Raw genomic sequence first — 19,371 nt, 5'->3', positions numbered from 1 at the left:
GAGCATTGCCGGTATGGCTACACATCTGATCACCGGAGCGGGCTCCGGCATCGGCGCGGCCGTCGCGCGCCGGCTGCACGAGCGCGGCGACGACCTCGTGCTGCTGGCCCGGGACGCCGGTCGCGCCCGGGAACTGGTCCGGGCCTACCCCGGCTCCCGCACCCTCGTCGGCGACCTCGCCACGCCCGACCGGCTGTCCTGGGCCTTCTCGCACCAGGCGCTGCCCGAGCGCGTCGACTCGCTGCTGCACATCGCGGGCGTCGTGGACCTCGGCCGGGTCGCCGAACTCACGCCGAAGACCTGGCAGTCCCAGCTCAACGTGAACCTGGTCAGCCCGGCGGAGCTCACCCGGCTGCTGCTGCCCCAACTGCGCGTCTCCCGGGGCAAGGTGATCTTCGTCAACTCGGGTGCCGGGCTCAACGCCCACGCCGAGTGGGCCGCCTACGCCGCCTCCAAGCACGGACTCAAGGCGCTGGCCGACGCCCTGCGCCACGAGGAGCGGGAGCACGGCGTCCGGGTCACGTCGGTGTACCCCGGCCGTACCGCCAGCCCCATGCAGGCGAAGGTGCACCGGCAGGAGGGCAAGGAGTACGACCCGTCGCGGTGGATCGACCCCGAGTCGGTCGCGACGACGATCCTCACCGCCCTCGACCTCCCGCGCGACGCGGACATCCACGACCTCACCGTCCGGCCGGGGCGATGAGCGACGTGGTGTGGGGCCCCGCCACCGGGGTCGGTTCCCTGCCCGGCGGGGACGCGCGCGAGGCCGCGAAGACCGTGACCGGTTCCTTCGAGGACTTTCCCCATCTGCCCGAACTGCCCGCCCGCGGTCCCGGCGCCGACATGATCGGCCGGACCGCGGGACTCCTCGCGGAGCTGTACGCGCACGTGGAGCCGAGCGGCTGGCGGATGAGCGACCGGCCGGGCCGGGACACCCGGCGGGCCAGGTCGTGGCTCGGTGAGGACCTGGACGCGCTGGAGGAGTTCACCCAGGGCTACGAGGGCCCGCTCAAGGTCCAGGCCGTCGGACCCTGGACGCTCGCGGCCGCCCTGGAGCTCAGGAACGGCGAGGCGGCCCTCGCCGACCCCGGCGCCTGTCGGGATCTCGCGGACTCGCTCGCCGAAGGCCTCCGTGGTCATCTCGCCGAGGTGCGGCGCCGGGTGCCGGGCGCCCGTCCGGTGCTGCAGCTCGACGAGCCGTCCCTCACGGCCGTGCTGCGCGGCCTGGTGAAGACCGCCAGCGGGTACCGGACCCACCGCGCCGTGGACCGGCAGCTCGCCGAGAGCACGCTGCGGGAGGTCGTCGGCGCGGCCGGTGTGCCGGTGGTCGTGCACTCCTGTGCTCCGGAGGTGCCGTTCGCCCTGCTGCGCCGGGCCGGAGCGGCCGGGATCTCGTTCGATTTCGCGTTGCTCACCGAACGTGACGAGGAGTCGATCGGAGAGGCCGCCGAGGGCGGCACGAAGCTCTTCGCGGGAGTCGTGCCCTCCACCGACGGCCCATTGTCCGACCCTGCCGGTAGCGTCATGGGTGTCAGGACGCTGTGGCGCAGGCTGGGGCTGAATCCGGGGACTCTCGCCGAGTCCGTCGTGGTCACCCCGTCGTGCGGGCTCGCGGGCGCTTCGCCCGGCTACGCCCGTGCCGCTCTGGCGCACAGCGTCCGGGCGGCGAGATCGCTCGCGGACAACCCTGAGTGATGGACTGAGGGCTGAGGTAACGGGAGGACGTGACGGTGGCTGTCGAACAGCAGGGGCCGGTGCCGGCGGAGGCGCGGGACGAGCATGCCCGGCTGGCCGAGCAGATCGAGGAGCACCGCTTCCGGTACTACGTGAAGGACCAGCCGGTCGTCAGCGACGCCGAGTTCGACCGGCTGATGCGGTCCTTGGAGGGGCTGGAGGAGCAGTACCCGGAGCTGCGTACGCCCGACTCGCCGACCCAGAAGGTCTCGGTGGCGTACGAGACGGAGTTCACGGCGGTCGAGCACCGTGAGCGGATGCTCTCCCTCGACAACGCCTTCGACGAGGCGGAGCTCGCCGCGTGGGCGGACCGGGTCGCCAAGGAGGTCGGCACCTCCGCGTACCACTTCCTGTGCGAGCTCAAGGTCGACGGCCTGGCCGTCAACCTGACCTACGAGAAGGGCCGGCTGGTCCGGGCCGCGACCCGGGGCGACGGCCGCACCGGCGAGGACATCACCCCCAACGTCCGGACGATCGGGGACGTTCCGGTCCGTCTGAAGGGCGATCGCGTACCCGATCTGGTGGAGATCCGGGGCGAGGTCTACTTCCCGATGGAGGCCTTCGAGGAGCTCAACGCCCGCCGGGTCGCGGCCGGTGAGCAGCCCTACGCCAACCCCCGCAACTCGGCGTCGGGTTCGCTGCGGCAGAAGGACCCCAAGGTCACGGCGACCCTGCCGCTCCACATGGTGGTGCACGGCATCGGCGCGCGCGAGGGCCTGGAGATCGGCCGGCTCTCGGAGGCGTACGAACTGCTGCACGAGTGGGGCCTGCCGACCGCCCGGCACTACAAGGTGGTGGGCTCCCTCGAAGAGGTCCGGGAGTTCATCACGTACTACGGCGAGCACCGCCACTCCGTGGAGCACGAGATCGACGGAGTGGTCGTCAAGCTGGACGAGATCCCGCTCCAGGGCCGGCTGGGCTCGACGTCGCGGGCCCCCCGCTGGGCGATCGCCTGGAAGTACCCGCCGGAGGAGGTCAACACCAAGCTGGTCGACATCCGCGTCGGTGTGGGCCGAACCGGCCGGGTCACCCCGTACGCCCAGGTGGAGCCGGTGACGGTCGCGGGCTCCGAGGTGGAGTTCGCGACGCTGCACAACCAGGACGTGGTGAAGGCCAAGGGGGTCCTGATCGGCGACACCGTCGTGCTGCGCAAGGCGGGCGACGTCATCCCGGAGATCCTCGGCCCGGTCGCCGACCTGCGGGACGGCACCGAGCGGGAGTTCGTGATGCCGTCCGAGTGCCCGGAGTGCGGCACGCCCCTGCGGCCGATGAAGGAGGGCGACGTCGATCTGCGCTGCCCCAACGCCCGTAGCTGCCCGGCCCAATTGCGCGAACGACTGTTCTATCTCGCCGGCCGCAAGTCGCTGGACGTCGAGGCGTTCGGATATGTGGCAGCCGCGGCCCTGACGAAGCCGCTGGAGCCCGCCGAGCCGCCGCTGGCCGACGAGGGCGACCTGTTCGACCTGACGGTCGAACAGCTGCTGCCCATCAAGGCGTATGTGCTGGACCAGGACAGCGGACTGCCCAAGCGCGACCCGAAGACCGGCGAGGAGAAGATCGTCACGGTCTTCGCCAATCAGCAGGGCGAGCCGAAGAAGAACACGCTGGCCATGCTGGAGAACATCGCGGCCGCCAAGGAGCGCCCGCTGGCCCGCATCCTCACCGGTCTCTCCATCCGCCATGTGGGCCCCGTGGCCGCCGAGGAGCTGGCCCGTGAGTTCCGTTCGATCGAGCGGATCGAGCAGGCGTCACAGGAGGAGCTCGCGGCCGTCGAGGGCGTCGGGCCGACCATCGCCGCCTCGGTGAAGCAGTGGTTCGAGGAGGAGTGGCACCGTGAGATCCTCCGCAAATGGCGTGCCGCGGGCGTCCGGATGGAGGAGGAGGGCTCCGGCGAGGACGAGGGGCCGCGTCCGCTCGAGGGCCTCACGGTCGTCGTCACCGGAACGCTCGAGAACCACACGAGAGATGGCGCAAAGGATGCGCTCCAGAGTCGTGGAGCGAAAGTGACGGGTTCCGTTTCGAAGAAGACCTCGTTTGTTGTTGTGGGTGACAACCCCGGATCGAAGTACGACAAGGCCATGCAGCTGAAGGTGCCCGTACTGGACGAGGACGGCTTCGCGGTCCTTCTCGAGCAGGGGCCGGAAGCAGCCCGCGAGGTGGCCGCACCGGTCGAGGAATAGTACGGCTGTGCGGACCAACTCCCCGCCAGGATCACTCGTTCGGCGCATATCAGATGGATAAGGGTGGCCGGGTCGCATTCGGGCAAGAGCTGTAGAGCGCTGCCCGTCAGAGCCCCCGGCGGCCTACTGTTGAGGCATGCGTCTGTCGTGCACGGCCGCGTGGTGAGGTTCCGGCCGTGGTCGCACGACACGGAAGCCATCACGTGGCATCGGCACCGCCGGCTGTGAGAGGGACGGGAATGAAACCGACCGAGAGCGCCGCCCCGGTCTCACGGCCGCGTGGTTTCGCGGGACTCGCGTTCGTCGCGGGCATCGCGTCGACGCTGCCGTTCGTCGTCGCCGGAATCGCCTTACTCACCCTGGCGACCGGGCTCTTCGGCGCTCTGAGGGAAGGGCACGGGCTCTTCCCCGGAGGCACCGAGGGCTGGTCCCTCGCCGTGCTGACCGGCATCATCGTCGGTCACCTGGTCGCCCTCGGGCGCGACCGCTGGTGGGGCGGCACCGGCTCCGGTGCCGCCCTGACCCTCGCGGTGCTGCTGCTGTACGGCTGGGTGCCGGCCGGCATGGTCAGCCTCGCCGTGGTGGCGCTGGTCGGTGCCGCGCGGCGGCACCGCTGGCGGCAGGGCGTCCTGCACGGCGCGGTGGACATCCTGGGCATCGGCGCGGCCGCGCTCGTCCTCGCCGCGTTCGGTGAGACACCCACCGTCGAACACCCCTGGCAGCCCCTGCAATGGGGACCGGACGCGATCCCCGAAGTGGTGCTCGCCGCGGCCGCGTACCTCGCCGCCACCAGGGTGCTGCTCTGGTACGCCCTGGCACCCCAGAGCAGCGGACTGCCCACGGTCGCCCGGACCGCCCTGCTGCGGCAGGGGCTCGTCGCGGTCGCCCTGCTCGGCATCGCCCCGCTGATCTGCGTCGTCGCGACGGCCCTGCCCATCGTGCTGCCGCTGTTCGCCGTGCCGCTGATCGCGCTCGACTCCACGCTGTGGATCGCCCGCGCCCGCGCCGAGGAGCAACTGCGCGACCCACTCACCAAACTCCCCAACCGCCAGTGGCTGCTGGAGCGCACCTGGACCGCGCTGGAGGAGGCCGAGGGGGTCGGAGCGCGCTCGGCCCTCGTCCTGATCGACCTCGACCGGTTCCGCTCGGTCAACGACACACTCGGTCACCTCGCGGGCGACCGACTGCTGCTCCAGATCGCCGAGCGGCTGAAGCTCGCACTGCCGCGCGGAGCGGAGGCCGCGCGGCTGGGCGGCGACGAGTTCGCCGTGCTGCTGCCCACGACCGACTCCACCACCAGCGCCCAGCGGGTCGCCCGCCACCTCGTGGGCCAGCTGTCCTCGCCCCTCGACCTCGACGGGCTCACTCTGGTCCTGGAGGCCAGTGCCGGCCTCGCCGTCTTCCCCGACCACGCCCTGGACGCCGAAGGGCTGCTCCGGCGCGCGGACGTGGCCATGTACCAGGCGAAGCGCGACCGAACCGGCGTCGAGGTGTACGAGTCCAAGCGCGACTCGAACACCCCGGACCGGCTCGGGCTGCTCGGCGATCTGCGCCGGGCGCTGGACGCGGGCGAGGTGGAGCTCCACTACCAGCCGAAGGTGCGCTTCGACGGGCATGTCGCGGGGCTGGAGGCGCTGGTGCGCTGGGTGCATCCGGACCGCGGACGGGTCCCTCCCGACGAGTTCATCGCCATCGCGGAGTCGTCGGGGCTGATGCCCCATCTGACCGAGTACGTGCTGGAGTCCGCGCTGGGCCAGGTCGCCGAGTGGCGTTCCCAGGGCCTCGATGTGCCGGTCGCCGTCAATGTGTCGCCGCGCGACGTCCACACACCGGGCTTCGCCGGCTCCGTCGCGGCCCGGCTCGCCCGGCACGGCGTCCCGGCGGGCGCGCTGCAGCTGGAGATCACCGAGCATGTGCTGCTCGAGGACCCGCAGCGGGCCGGGGACACCCTCGCGGCGCTCACGGGCCACGGGGTGAAGATGTCGCTGGACGACTTCGGCACGGGCTACTCCTCCCTGGTCCATCTGCGCCGGCTGCCCGTGAGCGAGCTCAAGATCGACCGGTCGTTCGTCGCCCGGCTGGCGTTCGACGCGGAGGACGCGGAGATCGTCCGCTGCACCGTCGACCTCGCCCACTCCCTCGGACTGCTCGTGGTCGCCGAGGGCGTCGAGGACGACGAGACCTGGGAGCGGCTGCGCGACCTGGGCTGCGACGCGGTGCAGGGCTGGCTGGTCGCGGCGGCCATGCCGCCGCAGGAGACCACGGCCTGGCTGCTGGCCCGCGGCGAGCACGGCTGGCGCCGCCCCGTGGGCGAGCTCCCCGCCGCCACTCCGTCGGAGGTGGACCGCCCGTCGGGCCTCGTGAACTAGTGCCGCCCCGGGCAGGGTTCACCCGTCGGGGAACGACGCCCGGTGCACGGCCCCCGGCCCCGCGGGCCGAGGGGAAGGGTCGCAAGGCGCCGGATCGACCTCGCGGTGGGCCTACTCGGTTGATCAGGCGCGTCCGCGGGTCGCCGCGCCGGTCGCCGCGACGGGGCGAACCCCGGCCGACGCGGCCCGAGCCAGGGGCGACCCGGACGCGGAGGCGGCCGGAGGGGATCGGCGGGTGCCGTCCACGGGCGCGGCGGTGGGAGGGCCGGCGGTCACCGTCCCACGGCGTGGACGGGCGCCGGGCGTCGCGGCCCGTCACCCCCGTTGCGTCCGGCGTCCGGCCGGTGCCCTCGTACCGTCGCAGCGGCTCCCGGTTCCGTGGTCCGCTGCCGGACCGCGCCCCACCGGGCCGACGGTCTCGACCGGACCGGGATGCCCGGCCGGGACCGGACCGCACCGGTGCGCGGACACGGGGCATCGGCCGATGGCGAACCGCGCCCTCGCCGGGCCCCGGTCCGCAGCGCACGGGGCGGCGGACGGCCGCCGGAGCCGCCCCCTCGCGCGCCCGGAGCCGGCCGCCGTCGCGGGGACGGGTCCGCCCCGTGGGCAAAGGGTTTCGCGGGCACCCGGGCCGGGCCCATAGGATTGGGCCAAAACCATCACACTCACCCCTGAGGATCGCTGCATGCCTGGCATCACGCGCGAGGAGGTCGCCCACCTCGCCCGGCTGGCGCGTCTGGAGCTGAAGGCCGAAGAGCTCGACCACTTCGCCGGACAGCTCGACGACATCATCGGCGCGGTCGCCCGCGTCGCCGAGGTCGCCGACCGAGACGTACCGCCGACCTCCCACCCGCTGCCGCTGACGAACGTCATGCGCGCGGACGAGGTCCGTCCCTCGCTCACCCCCGAGCAGGCGCTTCACTGCGCCCCGGCACAGGAGCAGCAGCGTTTCAAGGTGCCGCAGATCCTGGGGGAGGACTGACCAGCGATGACGGACAGCCCCATCATCAAGCTCACCGCGGCGGAGATCGCCGCGAGGATCGCCTCCGGCGAGCTCACCGCCGTCGAGGTCGCCGAGGCGCACCTCGCCCGGATCGAGGCCGTGGACGAGAAGGTCCACGCGTTCCTGCACATCGACCGTGACGGCGCCCTCGCGCAGGCCCGCGCCGTCGACGAGAAGCGCGAGCGCGGCGAGAAGCTCGGCCCGCTGGCCGGCGTGCCGCTGGCGCTGAAGGACATCTTCACCACCGAGGGCATCCCGACGACGGTCGGCTCCAAGATCCTCGAGGGCTGGATCCCGCCGTACGACGCCACCCTGACGCGCAGGCTCAAGGAGGCCGACGTCGTCATCCTCGGCAAGACCAACATGGACGAGTTCGCCATGGGGTCCTCCACCGAGAACAGCGCGTACGGCCCGACCGGCAACCCCTGGGACCTGACCCGCATCCCCGGCGGCTCCGGCGGCGGCTCGTCCGCCGCCCTCGCCTCCTACGAGGCCCCGCTCGCCATCGGCACGGACACCGGCGGCTCCATCCGCCAGCCCGCCGCCGTCACCGGCACGGTCGGCGTGAAGCCCACCTACGGCGCCGTCTCCCGCTACGGCATGGTCGCCTTCTCCTCGTCCCTCGACCAGGGCGGCCCCTGCGCCCGTACGGTCCTGGACGCGGCGCTGCTGCACGAGGTCATCGCCGGGCACGACCCGCTCGACTCGACCTCCATCGACGCCCCGGTCCCGCCGGTCGTCGAGGCCGCGCGCAACGGCTCGGTCGAGGGCATGCGGGTCGGTGTCGTCAAGCAGTTCCGCGGCGAGGGCTACCAGGCCGGCGTCGTGCAGAGGTTCGACGAGTCCGTGCAACTGCTGAAGGAACTCGGCGCCGAGATCGTCGAGCTCGACTGCCCCTCCTTCGACCTGGCGCTCTCCGCGTACTACCTGATCGCGCCGTCCGAGTGCTCCTCGAACCTCGCCCGGTTCGACGGTCTGCGCTACGGCCTGCGCGTCGGCGACGACGGCACGCGCTCGGCGGAGGACGTCACCTCGCTGACCCGCGAGGAGGGCTTCGGCGACGAGGTCAAGCGCCGGATCATGCTGGGCACGTACGCCCTGTCGTCCGGCTACTACGACGCGTACTACGGCAGCGCCCAGAAGGTGCGCACGCTCATCACCCAGGACTTCGAGAAGGCCTTCGAGCAGGTCGACGTGATCGTCTCCCCGACGACCCCGACCACCGCCTTCCCGATCGGCGAGCGTGCCGACGACCCGATGGCGATGTACCTCGCCGACCTGTGCACCATCCCGACCAACCTGGCCGGCAACGCCGCGATGTCGCTGCCCTGCGGCCTGGCCCCGGAGGACAACCTCCCGGTCGGTCTGCAGATCATCGCCCCCGCCATGAAGGACGAACGGCTCTACAAGGTGGGTGCGGCCGTCGAGTCGGCCTTCGTGGCACGCTGGGGCCACCCGCTGCTGGAGGAGGCACCGTCACTGTGAGTAGCTTGCAGAAGGCCAAGGGCTTCACGAAGTCCCGGACCGGTACGTACGTGTCCATGGCCGCCACCGCGTTCGGAGCCATCGGCGTCGCGAAGCAGGCCAGGAAGGCCCGCCTGGAGCACGACACGCTCCGGCTGATCGACGCCGCCGTGTCCGCCGCCGCCATCGTCACCGGACTCGCGATCCTCTACCGGGAGCTGAAGCGCCTGGGCGACGACGACGTCCTGCTGGGCTGAGAGGGAAAGTTCACCGTGACCGTCACGACTGACCTGGTGTCGTACGAGGACGCACTCGCGTCGTACGACCCCGTCATGGGCCTGGAGGTCCATGTCGAACTCGGCACCAGGACCAAGATGTTCTGCGGCTGCTCGACCGAGCTGGGCGCCGAGCCCAACTCGCAGACCTGCCCCACCTGCCTGGGCCTTCCCGGCTCGCTGCCGGTGGTCAACGGGGTCGGCGTCGAGTCCGCCGTCAAGATCGGCCTCGCGCTGCACTGCGAGATCGCCGAATGGTGCCGCTTCGCCCGGAAGAACTACTTCTATCCGGATATGCCGAAGAACTTCCAGACCTCGCAGTACGACGAGCCGATCGCCTTCAACGGCTATCTGGACGTCCAGCTGGAGGACGGCGAGGTCTTCCGCGTGGAGATCGAGCGCGCCCACATGGAGGAGGACACGGGCAAGTCGACCCACGTCGGCGGCGCCACCGGCCGTATCCACGGCGCGTCCCACTCCCTGCTCGACTACAACCGGGCCGGCATCCCGCTCATCGAGATCGTCACCAAGCCCATCGTGGGCGCCGGTGACCGTGCCCCCGAGGTCGCCAAGGCGTACGTCGCCGAACTGCGCGAGCTCATCAGGGCCCTCGGTGTGTCGGAGGCCCGGATGGAGATGGGCCAGATGCGCTGCGACGTGAACCTCTCGCTGATGCCGAGGGGTTCGGAGACGTTCGGCACGCGCAGCGAGACCAAGAACGTCAACTCGCTGCGCAGCGTGGAGCGAGCGGTCCGCTTCGAGATCCAGCGCCACGCCGCGGTGCTCGGGGACGGCGGCACGATCGTCCAGGAGACCCGTCACTTCCACGAGGACGACGGCACGACGACGTCCGGCCGGGTCAAGGAGGAGGCGGAGGACTACCGGTACTTCCCGGAGCCCGACCTCGTCCCGGTCGCCCCGTCCCGTGAGTGGGTCGAGGAGCTGCGTGCCGGTCTGCCCGAGCTGCCGCGGGTGCGTCGCAACCGCCTCCGCGAGGAGTGGGGCGTCTCCGGGCACGACATGCAGTCGATCCTGAACGCGGGCGCGATCGACCCGATCGTGGCCACGATCGCGGCCGGCGCTGACCCGGTCTCCGCCCGCAAGTGGTGGATGGGCGAGCTGGCCCGCAACGCCAACGAGTCCGGCCGGTCGCTCGAGGAGCTGCCGATCACGCCGGAGCAGGTCGCTCGGGTGACCGCCCTCGTCGCGGACGGCTCGCTGAACGACAAGCTGGCCCGCCAGGTCATCGAGGGCGTGCTGGCCGGCGAGGGCGACCCGGACGCGGTCGTCGAGAAGCGCGGTCTGAAGGTCGTCTCCGACGAGGGTGCGCTCGGCGCGGCCGTCGACGAGGCGATCGCCGGCAACGCCGCCATCGCCGACAAGATCCGGGGCGGCAAGGTCGCCGCGGTCGGTGCCCTGGTCGGCGCGGTCATGAAGGCCACCCGAGGCCAGGCCGACGCGGCCCGCGTCAAGGAGCTGATCCTGGAGAGGCTCGGCGTGACCGAAGGCTGAGCACCGCGGCCTCACGTACAAGGGGCGGGACACCGGGCCGGTGTCCCGCCCCTCACACGTTCCCGGCCGGTCGGGCAGGTGGGCGGAGAAGAGGGGGCCGTGGGCCCGGACCGGCGGCCGGTGGTCCGGGCGGACACGGCAACGGGCCGGTGGCGTGGACGGCGGGCCGGTGGGGGCGGTGCCCGGAGGCGAGCCGTTCCGGACCGGTGGTAAGGGGACGGCCGGCAAGGGAGCGGCGGGCCCGGCGAGCGAGGATTCGGGCGGCCCTCACGGGCATTGCTACCCGGCGTGCCTGCCGGCGCCCTCGGCGGCGGGCCTCAGCAGGTCCGTATCCCCAGGCCCGGCAGCCACAGCTCACCGCGATCGTCGACGCCGGCCTCCCGGGCGGCCAGCTCCTGAGGGCCTGACGCGCCGCGCGAGCGGAGCTCCGAGACGGTCAGCCGCGCGGCGGCGGCCGCGGAGCGCTCATCGGCCTCCGGGAAGGCCGAGTGCCACCAGCCCCGGTCATGGCCGTGCCAGCCGCACTCCCGCATCAACCTGTCACGCTCGGGGCCCTGGGGCGCGTCCCGGTCGTCGACCGCGACCTCCAGGCCCTCGCCCGGGCTGTACGAGACGACGAGATCGCGTCCGGGGTCCCGGTCCGCCACGACCGTGAAACCGGCCCAGTCGCCCGGTACCTGCACCGGAAGCTGCTCCGCCCAGGCGGCGAGCAGCAGCTCCAGGGCGCTCTCCCACTGCTCCCAGTCGCCCGCGAGCCGGTGGTCCGGGCGCTCGCCGGTCCACTCGCCCGGGCCGCCGCGGTACAACTGCCAGCTGTACGGCAGGAGGTCGAAGTCGTGCGGCTCGCCTGCCGACCGGGCCCCGCCCCAGGTGAAGCAGTGGTGCTCGCCCCGCTCCAGCTCCTCGGGCCGGTGCACCGACAGCGTCACGCGGAACCGGTCCCCCGACAGCAGCACCAGCCTGCCCTCGTCGCGCCAGCGGACACTGGGACCCCACGCCGACCCGCCGTACAGCGTCGGCTCCCCGATCGTGGCCACGATCGGGCCGTAGACCTCCCGGAACGCCTCGCGCCGCTCCAGCCGTGTCGCTTCGGGCCGGTGGTGCACGATCGCGACGGGCGGACCGCCCAGATGCTCACGGGGCGACCCGTGCAGGTGCTCGGCTATCCGCGCTATCAAGGCTGTCTCGGCGGCGGCCGAGCCCGCCGAGGCGGCCGTGCCGGCGATGGCTGTCTGCGATTCCCCCCGACTGGTCATGAGCCCATGGTGACAGTCCGCACCGACATCGCCACCGAATTGGCCCCCACGGCCGGTCGGCCACTGGCGGGATCTCGACCGGACCCTCCCGACGCCCTCCCGGACGTTCGTCCCGCGGCCGTCCGCGGGCCCCGGGAGATCACGGTGAAGCCCGGCCGGAGCAGGAGACTCGTCCACTCCGCGGCCGATGCTCACGGCTGGTACGACGTCGAGGTGACGACGGGCGACGGGAGCGGCTTTCGCAGGCGCCTCGTTGGGCACATCGAGAACGGCAGGCGGCGTCTCCGGGTGATGCCGCAGACATCCGTGACATCCGCGACCGGCGGACGTCCGGGACGGCGACGAGGGGAGGGAGTTCGGAAGCGGACGTCCCCGAACTCCCTCCGCACCTGTGAGTATTACCACGAACCGGGCGAAGGGGCCCTAACGATCACTTTCTCCTGAGAGAGTGTTCCCCTGCAGGTCATGTGTTCTTTGCGGGCAGTTCCCAGTGAAGATCCACGAACCACCAGGGAGCTCGTCCGTTGGCCGCCATCGCTCGGTGGTGCATCAGGCACCGACTCGTCGCCGTCCTGCTCTGGCTGTCGGCCCTCTGCGGCGTCTCGGTCGCTGCCGTCTTCGCGGGTACGGCGTACTCGAACGACTACGACGTACCCGGCACCGAGTCCGGTCGGGCCACCGAACTCCTCCGGGACGGCTTCCACGGAAGGTTCGACGGCGGGGACACCATCGTCTGGCACAGCACACAGGGCAGTGTCCGCTCGGCCGCCGTCGAGCAGCGGGTGACGGCGATGCTGAAGAAGGTCGAACGGCTGGACGGCGTCGCCTCGGTCACCGGGCCGTACGCCACGTCCCCGCAGCCGCTGTCCGGGAAGGCCTCGGGCGCGTCCGGCGGGAAGACGGGGAAGGCGGCGAAGGCAGGCAAAGCGAGTGGAACGGACGCGAAGAGGGGTACCGGGGAGCGGTCGGACGGAAAGGGCTCGGGCACCGCATCGGGTAGGACCTCGGCCGGTAGGACCTCCATCGACAAGGCGTCCGCAGACGAGAACCCTGCCGGCACGACCTCCGCCGACAAGGCCTCGGCCGCGTCCGGCTCCGCGGGCGGGGCCGGCGACGGTGCCACGGCCGCAGGCGCGGCGGACGCCGCCGTGGGCGGACCGGACGGCGCCGCCCGGATCAGCGAGGACGGCCGTACCGCCTACGCGACCGTCGTCTTCGAGGCGAAGCCGGGAGACGTCCCCGAGGCCCAGGCCCGAGCGGTCGTCGACACGGCCAAGACCGCCGCACACGACGGACTCCAGGTCGAACTCGGCGGCAGCGCCACGGCGCTCGCCGAGACCCCCACCTCGCACCTCGCGGAGATCGTCGGCGTCGCCGTGGCCGCCGTGGTCCTCTTCCTCGCCTTCGGCTCACTGGCCGCCAGCCTGCTGCCCATCGCCACCGCGCTGGTCAGCGTCGGCACCGCCTACGCGGGCATCGTGCTCCTCGGCCACGTCATGGACGTCGCGGACTTCGCACCCGTGCTCGGGCTGCTGATCGGGCTCGGCGTCGGGATCGACTACGCCCTGTTCATCGTCACCCGCCACCGCAAGGGCCTGCGGCGCGGGCTGTCCGTCGCCGATGCCGCCGAGAACGCCGTGGCGACGACGGGGCGCGCGGTCGTCTTCGCCGGCCTCACCGTCTGCATCGCGCTGCTCGGCATGCTGATCCTGCAGCTCTCCTTCCTCAACGGAGTGGCGATCGCGGCCTGTCTGACCGTCCTCCTGACCGTCGCCGCCGCCGTCACCCTGCTGCCGGCGCTGCTGTCCTTCATCGGGATGCGTGCACTGGGCCGCCCGGAGCGCCGACGGCTCGCCCGGCGCGGCCCGCGGCCCGAGCTCCCGACCGGCTTCGCCGCCCGCTGGTCCGCCTTCGTCGAGCGCCGCCCGAAGCTGCTGGGGCTGGTCGCCACCGTGGTGATGGCCGTCCTCGCGCTGCCCACGTTCTCGCTCCATCTCGGCACCTCCGACCAGGGCAACGCGCCCGCCTCCAGCACCACCCGGAAGGCGTACGACCTGGTCGCCGAGGGATTCGGGCCGGGCACCAACGGACCGCTCACGCTCGTCGCCGCCCTCGACGGCGCCGACGACCGGCTGGCGATGCAGCAACTGCCCGCCGCCCTCCGGGCCACCGAGGGCGTCGCCTCCGTCAGCCCCGTGACGTTCAACAGCCGGGCCGACACCGCCGTGGTCACCGTCGTCCCCGAGTCAGCCCCCCAGTCGCAGCGGACCAGTGAACTCGTCGACCGGCTGCGTGCCGATGTGCTCCCCGCGGCGGAGAGCGGGACCTCGCTCGAGGTCCGCGTCGGGGGAGTGACCGCGAGCTACGACGACTTCGCCGACGTGATCGTCGGGAAGCTGCCGCTGTTCGTCGGTGTGGTCATCGCGCTGGGCTGTGTGCTGCTGCTGCTCGCGTTCCGCTCGATCGGCATCCCGCTCAAGGCCGCACTGATGAACGTGGCCGCGGTCGCCTCCGCGTTCGGCGTCGTCGTCGCCGTCTTCCAGTGGGGCTGGGGCTCCGAACCGCTGGGTCTCGGCAGCGCCGGTCCGATCGAGCCCTTCCTTCCCGTGATCATGGTCTCGGTGCTCTTCGGGCTCTCGATGGACTACCAGGTGTTCCTGGTCAGCCGGATGTACGAGGAGTGGCTGGAGACGCGGGACAACCGGCGTGCCGTACGGGTCGGCCTCGCCGAGACGGGCAGGGTCATCAACTCGGCCGCGATCATCATGATCTCCGTCTTCCTCGCGTTCGTCCTCAGCGGGGACCGGGTCATCGCGATGTTCGGCATCGGCCTCGCCGCCGCGGTCGCGCTGGACGCGTTCGTCCTGCGCACCCTGCTGGTGCCGGCGCTCATGCACATGCTGGGCAGCGCCAACTGGTGGCTGCCGCGCTGGCTGGACCGCCGGCTGCCGCGCATCAGCATCGAAACCCCCGAGAGCCCTTCGTCCGCCCATGCGAGGATCGCAGGGACGCGTGTGAGCGAGGACGGCACGCTCTCGCGCTAGTGCCGCGTCGGGCAGGGCTCGCCCGTCGAGGGGCGGCCTCGGCCGTGACGGCGCCTCCGGCCCGCCCTCGTCACCGGTTCCCGCCCGGGCGCGCCGGAAGGAGGTGATGCGGGTCGGCAGCGGCCGGCACCACCCCCTGGGGTGGGGGGCGGGGTCAGCCGGGTCGCGGAGGAGGAGCAGGGCCAGGCGGGTGCCCGAGTCGCCGAGTGCCTCGCTGCAGCGGCGGACGACCTCGTTCTCGCGGGCGAGTTGGACGCGGGGGGCGCGGCCGGCGCGGCGGAGGTCCGCGAGTTCGGCCATGGCGCCGCGGCGCTGGTGGAGCAGGTCGATGATGGCGGAGTCGATCGACGCGATGCGGGTGTGCGGCTCGGTGCCCGCCTGTTGCGTCCGTCGGCTCGGGGACATGCGGGTCTCCTGGGGAAGGGGAGGGGTGGGAGTCACCGGGGGGTTCCAGTGCCGCCGGCGGGCGCCGCCGCGGGCTCGGGGGCGGAGGTCGGCTCGGGCGTCGCGGGTGGACGAGGCCGCGGCGGCGATCGGGGACCTGGTGGCGCTGCGCCTGCTGCACCTGGTGCACGGCTGCACCCACGCGTACATAGCCGTGAACCCGATGACCGCCTCGCTCCGGTTGCTCGCCGTGCACGACGAGGAACTCCGTTCCCGGCAGCACCGGTTGGAGCAGCCGCGGCAGCGGATACACAGTCCTATGCCGCTGTACCGGGCCCAGTTGGCCCGGGAGCCCGACCCCGGTCCGGTGCAGGGGATCGAGGACGTGGAGGTCGCGAGCGGGGTGGTGGCAGGGAAGTCATGCCGGACCCGAAGGCCGGAGGCCCCATCGCGGAGCCACGAAGAAGGTCACGGGGGAACTCCGCCGGGGACTCGGGTGGTCCCCGGGCACCCCGGGTGAACCCTCCGTCTCGTCCCCGCGTCCGCCCGGCCCTCCCGTCCGCCTCCACCGTCCGCATTCCTGCGGGGCCCCACGTCCGTCGGCCGCCGGCGGAGGACGCGGGTCACTCGACCCTCAGTCGCAGGATCCTGTCGTCCCCGGCCGCAGGGGTGCCTCTGTTGTCCGTCTCGCTGGTGACCAGCCAGACGTCCCGGCCGCCCGCGCTCCCCTCGACCGGCAGGACCGTGCGCAGCCGGCCGTGCTCCTCCTCGAGGAACGCCTGCGGTTCCGCGGACGGTTCGGTGCCGGCGAGCGGGATCCGCCACAGGCGCTCGCCCCTCAGTCCCGCCATCCAGATGGATCCCGCGGCATAGGCGATGCCGCTCGGCGACGCCTCTTCCGTGCGCCACTGCGCCACCGGGTCCACGAAGCCGGACCTGCCGGCCCTGCCCTCGGCTTCGGGCCAGCCGTAGTTCTTCCCCGGCTCGATGAGGTTCAGCTCGTCCCAGGTGTTCTGCCCGAACTCCGACGCCCACAGCCGCTTCCGGGAGTCCCAGGCGAGGCCCTGCACATTGCGGTGGCCGTACGAATAGACCACGGAGTCGGCCGACGGATTGCCTTGCACGGGTCGGCCGTCGGGGGTCATGCGGAGGATCTTGCCGCCCAGGGACTCCTTGTCCTGGGCCAGACCCGTCTCACCGGTCTCGCCGGTGCCCGCGTACAGCATCCTGTCCGGGCCGAAGGCGATCCGTCCACCGTTGTGGATGCGGCCCTTGGGGATGCCCCGCAGGATCGTGTCGGGGGCGCCCAGCTGCTGCCCCGCCGGTTTGCGCTCGTCGTACAGCATGCGGGCGATGCGGTTGTCCGAAGCGGTGGTGAAGTACGCGTACACCAGGTTGTCCGAGGCGAAGTCGGGGGAGACGGCGAGCCCCATCAGCCCGCCCTCGCCCGCCGGCGCCACGCCCGGCACCGAGCCGAGCACCGTCTTCTTCCCGGACCCGGCGTCGACGCGCGTGATCGTGCCCTCGTCGCGTGAGGACACCAGCAGATCGCCGCCGGGAAGGGCCGCGAGGCCCCAGGGCGACTTCAGGTCGCGGGTCAGCGTGGCCGCCACCTTCACCGACCCCTTCGCCGGCGGTGCCGTCACCGAGGCTCCGCCGGCCGTCGCCGACGGCGGAGCCGGGCGGGAGGGAGCGCCGTCACGGCCTGCCTGCGCGCCGGCCCCACCGTCGGACGAGCACCCGGTGGAGAGCATCAGCGCGGCAGCTGCCAGTACGGCCGTCACCACTGAACGTTGCACGGTCCTGCTTCCCTTCGCCGGTGAACGGGGCGGCGCGCGAACCTCGGGAGCCGTACGCCCGCCGTCCTTGCGCCGCGGCCCGACCCGGGTTCCCGATCCACACGAAGCTACTGGTCCCAGGATCCCAGGGCGGGCGGCAATGCCGCGATCTCGGCTGCGTCCCGCGGCGTCAGCTCCAGCCGCGCCGCCGCCGCGTTCTCCACGGCCCACCGCTCCCGCTTCGTACCCGGAACCGGTACGACGTGCCGACCCTGCCCCAGTACCCAGGCCAGCGCCACCTGGGCGGGCGTCGTGCCGGGGCCGTGCCGTTCGGCGACCCGCCGCAGCCCCGCCACCAGCGGCTGGTTCGCGGCCATCATCTCCGCCGTGAAGCGCGGGTGCCGGGCCCGGAGGTCATCCGGCTCGAAACCCTCCCCGGGCGTCAGCGTGCCGGTGAGGAAGCCGCTGCCCAGCGGCATCGCGGCCAGGAACCCCACACCGCGCGCCCCGCACCAGGGCAGCAGCGAGCCGAGCGCCTCCGGCGACCACACCGACAGTTCCGCCTGCACCGCGCTCACCGGGAAGACCTGCTGCACCCGCTCCAGCTGCCGGATCGTTTCGTCATGGCGTCCGGCGCCGGATCTGCGTGACGTGCGCGCCCCCACGGCACACAGGCCGAGCGCCCGGACCTTCCCGGCCGACACCAGTTCCGCCATGGCGCCCCAGGTCTCCTCCACGGGGACCTCCGGGTCCGCCCTGTGGAGCTGGTACAGGTCGATGGAGTCCGTCCCGAGCCGGCGCAGCGACGCGTCACAGGCCCGCCGCACATAGCCGGGCCGGCCGTTGGCGACGATGTGCTGGTCGCCGACGAGCAGCCCGACCTTCGTCGAGACGAAGACGTCCGCCCGCCGCTCCTTCAACACCCTGCCGAGCAGGAGTTCGTTGGTGAAGGGACCGTACATGTCGGCCGTGTCGAGCAGCGTCACCCCGGCGTCCAGCGCCGCGTGCACGGTCCGCAGCGAACGGTCACCACGCTGCTGCGAGCCGGTGTACCCCCAGCTCATCGGCATGCATCCGAGGCCGATCGCGCCCACACCGAGCGCCCCCGCACCGATTGTCCTGCGGTCCACCTGCCCGTACCCCTCCTCGTGCCGCCCACCAAACTAACGTCCGCCTCCCGCCGCGCCGCGCCCAGCCTCCCGGCGGTTAGCCTCCTGACCATGACTGCTGACGTGTGGCTCCCGATTCCGGCCGACGAGATCGAAGGGCTCCCCGCTCCCTCGGAGTCGGGGCTGAACTACCGCTTCTGGGACGGCGGACGGGACTTCCCCGCGGACCCCGCGGAGTGCGCCTTCTACGTCGTCCCGTACATGAAGGGCACGGACGTCGCCGTCCGGCCGCTCGCCGCGATGACGCACGTACGGGTCGTACAGACCCTCTCGGCGGGCATCGACCACGTCGAGCCGGGCCTCGGCTCGCTGCCGCCGGGCGTGCGGCTGTGCAACGCCCGGGGAGTCCACGAGGCCAGCACGGCCGAGCTCACCCTCGCCCTGGTCCTCGCCTCCCTGCGCGGCATCCCCCGCTTCGTGGAGGGGCAGCGGCTGGAGCAGTGGCACGCGGGCTTCTACCCGGCGCTCGCCGACAGTTCCGTGCTCATCGTCGGCTACGGCTCGATCGGCGCGGCCATCGAGGACCGGCTTGTGCCGTTTGAATGCGCGCGGGTGGCGCGCGTCGCGCGCTCCGCCCGTACCACCGAGCGCGGCGAAGTGCACGCACTCACCGATCTGCCGGGACTGCTTCCGGAGGCCGACGTGGTGATCCTCTCCACCCCGCTCACGCCGGCCACGCGTCATCTCGCCGACACCGGTTTCCTCTCCCGGATGAAGGACGGCGCCCTTCTGGTGAACGTGGCGCGCGGACCGGTCGTCGACACCGAGGCGCTGCTCAAGGAGGTCGCAACCGGCCGGATCACCGCGGCGCTCGACGTCACCGACCCCGAGCCGCTGCCCGCCGGGCACCCCCTCTGGCACGCTCCCGGCGTCCTCGTCAGCCCTCATGTCGGCGGCTCCACATCGGCGTTCCTGCCCCGGGCCAAGCGGCTGCTGGCCGCACAGCTGACCCGCTGGGCGGCGGGCGAGCCCCTGCGAAACGTGGTCCTCACGACCGGGTAGACGCCACACTGGTACGCGCCGGACACCCTGCGGAGTCGGTCGGATGCGTGCCGTGTCGACAAACAGTCTTGCCGTCACTGAGCGTAGATGACCTATGTCCCTGAGTGACGACTCTGGTGTATCGTCCCGACTTGGGGGCTGCGTCGGGTTCGGGAACGGCGCTGCGGAGCGACCAGACTTCGAGGGGGGTCGACGGGCGAT

At 72.3% G+C, this 19,371-nt stretch carries 14 protein-coding genes and 1 pseudogene; 12 read left to right on the top strand and 3 right to left on the bottom strand.

Annotated elements, in window-relative coordinates:
* Positions 1 to 4 precede the first annotated feature (4 nt).
* The 8 genes from O7595_RS09310 (at position 5) to gatB (ending at position 10,537) form a co-directional block, all read left to right on the top strand.
* Entirely contained in the window at positions 5 to 703 is a 699-nt protein-coding gene (locus O7595_RS09310) for an SDR family oxidoreductase (protein ID WP_269732430.1), read from the top strand.
* Complete coding sequence (locus O7595_RS09305; RefSeq protein ID WP_269728243.1) at positions 700 to 1,695, top strand: methionine synthase; 996 nt, start codon at positions 700 to 702, stop codon at positions 1,693 to 1,695. Before O7595_RS09310 ends, O7595_RS09305 begins: the two co-directional genes overlap by 4 nt.
* A gap of 35 nt (positions 1,696 to 1,730) precedes the next feature.
* Positions 1,731 to 3,914, top strand: coding sequence for an NAD-dependent DNA ligase LigA (ligA, locus tag O7595_RS09300; RefSeq protein WP_269728242.1), 2,184 nt, complete (start codon positions 1,731 to 1,733; stop codon positions 3,912 to 3,914).
* A gap of 239 nt (positions 3,915 to 4,153) precedes the next feature.
* Entirely contained in the window at positions 4,154 to 6,283 is a 2,130-nt protein-coding gene (locus O7595_RS09295; RefSeq protein WP_269728241.1) for a putative bifunctional diguanylate cyclase/phosphodiesterase, read from the top strand.
* Between the two features lie 685 nt (positions 6,284 to 6,968).
* Entirely contained in the window at positions 6,969 to 7,265 is a 297-nt protein-coding gene (gene gatC / locus O7595_RS09290; protein ID WP_269728240.1) for an Asp-tRNA(Asn)/Glu-tRNA(Gln) amidotransferase subunit GatC, read from the top strand.
* 6 nt (positions 7,266 to 7,271) lie between these two features.
* Complete coding sequence (gatA, locus tag O7595_RS09285; RefSeq protein ID WP_269728239.1) at positions 7,272 to 8,771, top strand: Asp-tRNA(Asn)/Glu-tRNA(Gln) amidotransferase subunit GatA; 1,500 nt, start codon at positions 7,272 to 7,274, stop codon at positions 8,769 to 8,771.
* The gene (locus tag O7595_RS09280) at positions 8,768 to 9,007 is read left to right on the top strand and encodes a hypothetical protein (protein WP_026165109.1); all 240 of its coding nucleotides are present in this window, start codon (positions 8,768 to 8,770) and stop codon (positions 9,005 to 9,007) included. The genes gatA and O7595_RS09280 overlap by 4 nt, the downstream gene beginning before the upstream one ends.
* Positions 9,008 to 9,022: 15 nt before the next feature.
* Entirely contained in the window at positions 9,023 to 10,537 is a 1,515-nt protein-coding gene (gatB, locus tag O7595_RS09275; RefSeq protein ID WP_269728238.1) for an Asp-tRNA(Asn)/Glu-tRNA(Gln) amidotransferase subunit GatB, read from the top strand.
* A gap of 317 nt (positions 10,538 to 10,854) precedes the next feature.
* On the opposite strand, the gene O7595_RS09270 is transcribed toward gatB, so the two are convergent.
* The gene (locus O7595_RS09270) at positions 10,855 to 11,793 is read right to left on the bottom strand and encodes a hypothetical protein (protein WP_269728237.1); all 939 of its coding nucleotides are present in this window, start codon (positions 11,791 to 11,793) and stop codon (positions 10,855 to 10,857) included.
* 105 nt (positions 11,794 to 11,898) lie between these two features.
* Between O7595_RS09270 and O7595_RS09265 the strand changes: the two are divergent.
* The 3 genes and pseudogenes from O7595_RS09265 to O7595_RS09250 form a co-directional block, all read left to right on the top strand.
* A pseudogene (locus tag O7595_RS09265) lies at positions 11,899 to 12,069 on the top strand (phospholipase domain-containing protein); the annotation flags it as partial.
* 248 nt (positions 12,070 to 12,317) lie between these two features.
* Entirely contained in the window at positions 12,318 to 14,837 is a 2,520-nt protein-coding gene (locus O7595_RS09260; RefSeq protein ID WP_269728236.1) for an MMPL family transporter, read from the top strand.
* A gap of 511 nt (positions 14,838 to 15,348) precedes the next feature.
* Complete coding sequence (locus O7595_RS09250) at positions 15,349 to 15,741, top strand: hypothetical protein (RefSeq protein WP_269728235.1); 393 nt, start codon at positions 15,349 to 15,351, stop codon at positions 15,739 to 15,741.
* 103 nt (positions 15,742 to 15,844) lie between these two features.
* Here the strand turns inward: O7595_RS09250 and O7595_RS09245 are convergent, their stop codons facing one another.
* Positions 15,845 to 17,005: a PQQ-dependent sugar dehydrogenase gene (locus tag O7595_RS09245; protein ID WP_443071829.1), complete on the bottom strand. Its 1,161-nt coding sequence runs from the start codon at positions 17,003 to 17,005 to the stop codon at positions 15,845 to 15,847.
* A gap of 122 nt (positions 17,006 to 17,127) precedes the next feature.
* Entirely contained in the window at positions 17,128 to 18,129 is a 1,002-nt protein-coding gene (locus O7595_RS09240; RefSeq protein WP_269728234.1) for an aldo/keto reductase, read from the bottom strand.
* A 90-nt stretch (positions 18,130 to 18,219) separates the two neighbouring features.
* On the opposite strand from O7595_RS09240, the gene O7595_RS09235 reads away from it, so the two are divergent.
* Positions 18,220 to 19,170: a 2-hydroxyacid dehydrogenase gene (locus O7595_RS09235; RefSeq protein WP_269728233.1), complete on the top strand. Its 951-nt coding sequence runs from the start codon at positions 18,220 to 18,222 to the stop codon at positions 19,168 to 19,170.
* Positions 19,171 to 19,371 lie beyond the last annotated feature (201 nt).

The sequence above is a fragment of the Streptomyces sp. WMMC940 genome (assembly GCF_027460265.1).
Lineage (GTDB): Bacteria > Actinomycetota > Actinomycetes > Streptomycetales > Streptomycetaceae > Streptomyces.
The sequence above is the reverse complement of the archived record's forward strand: the minus strand, read 5'-3'. Positions and strand labels throughout refer to the sequence as shown.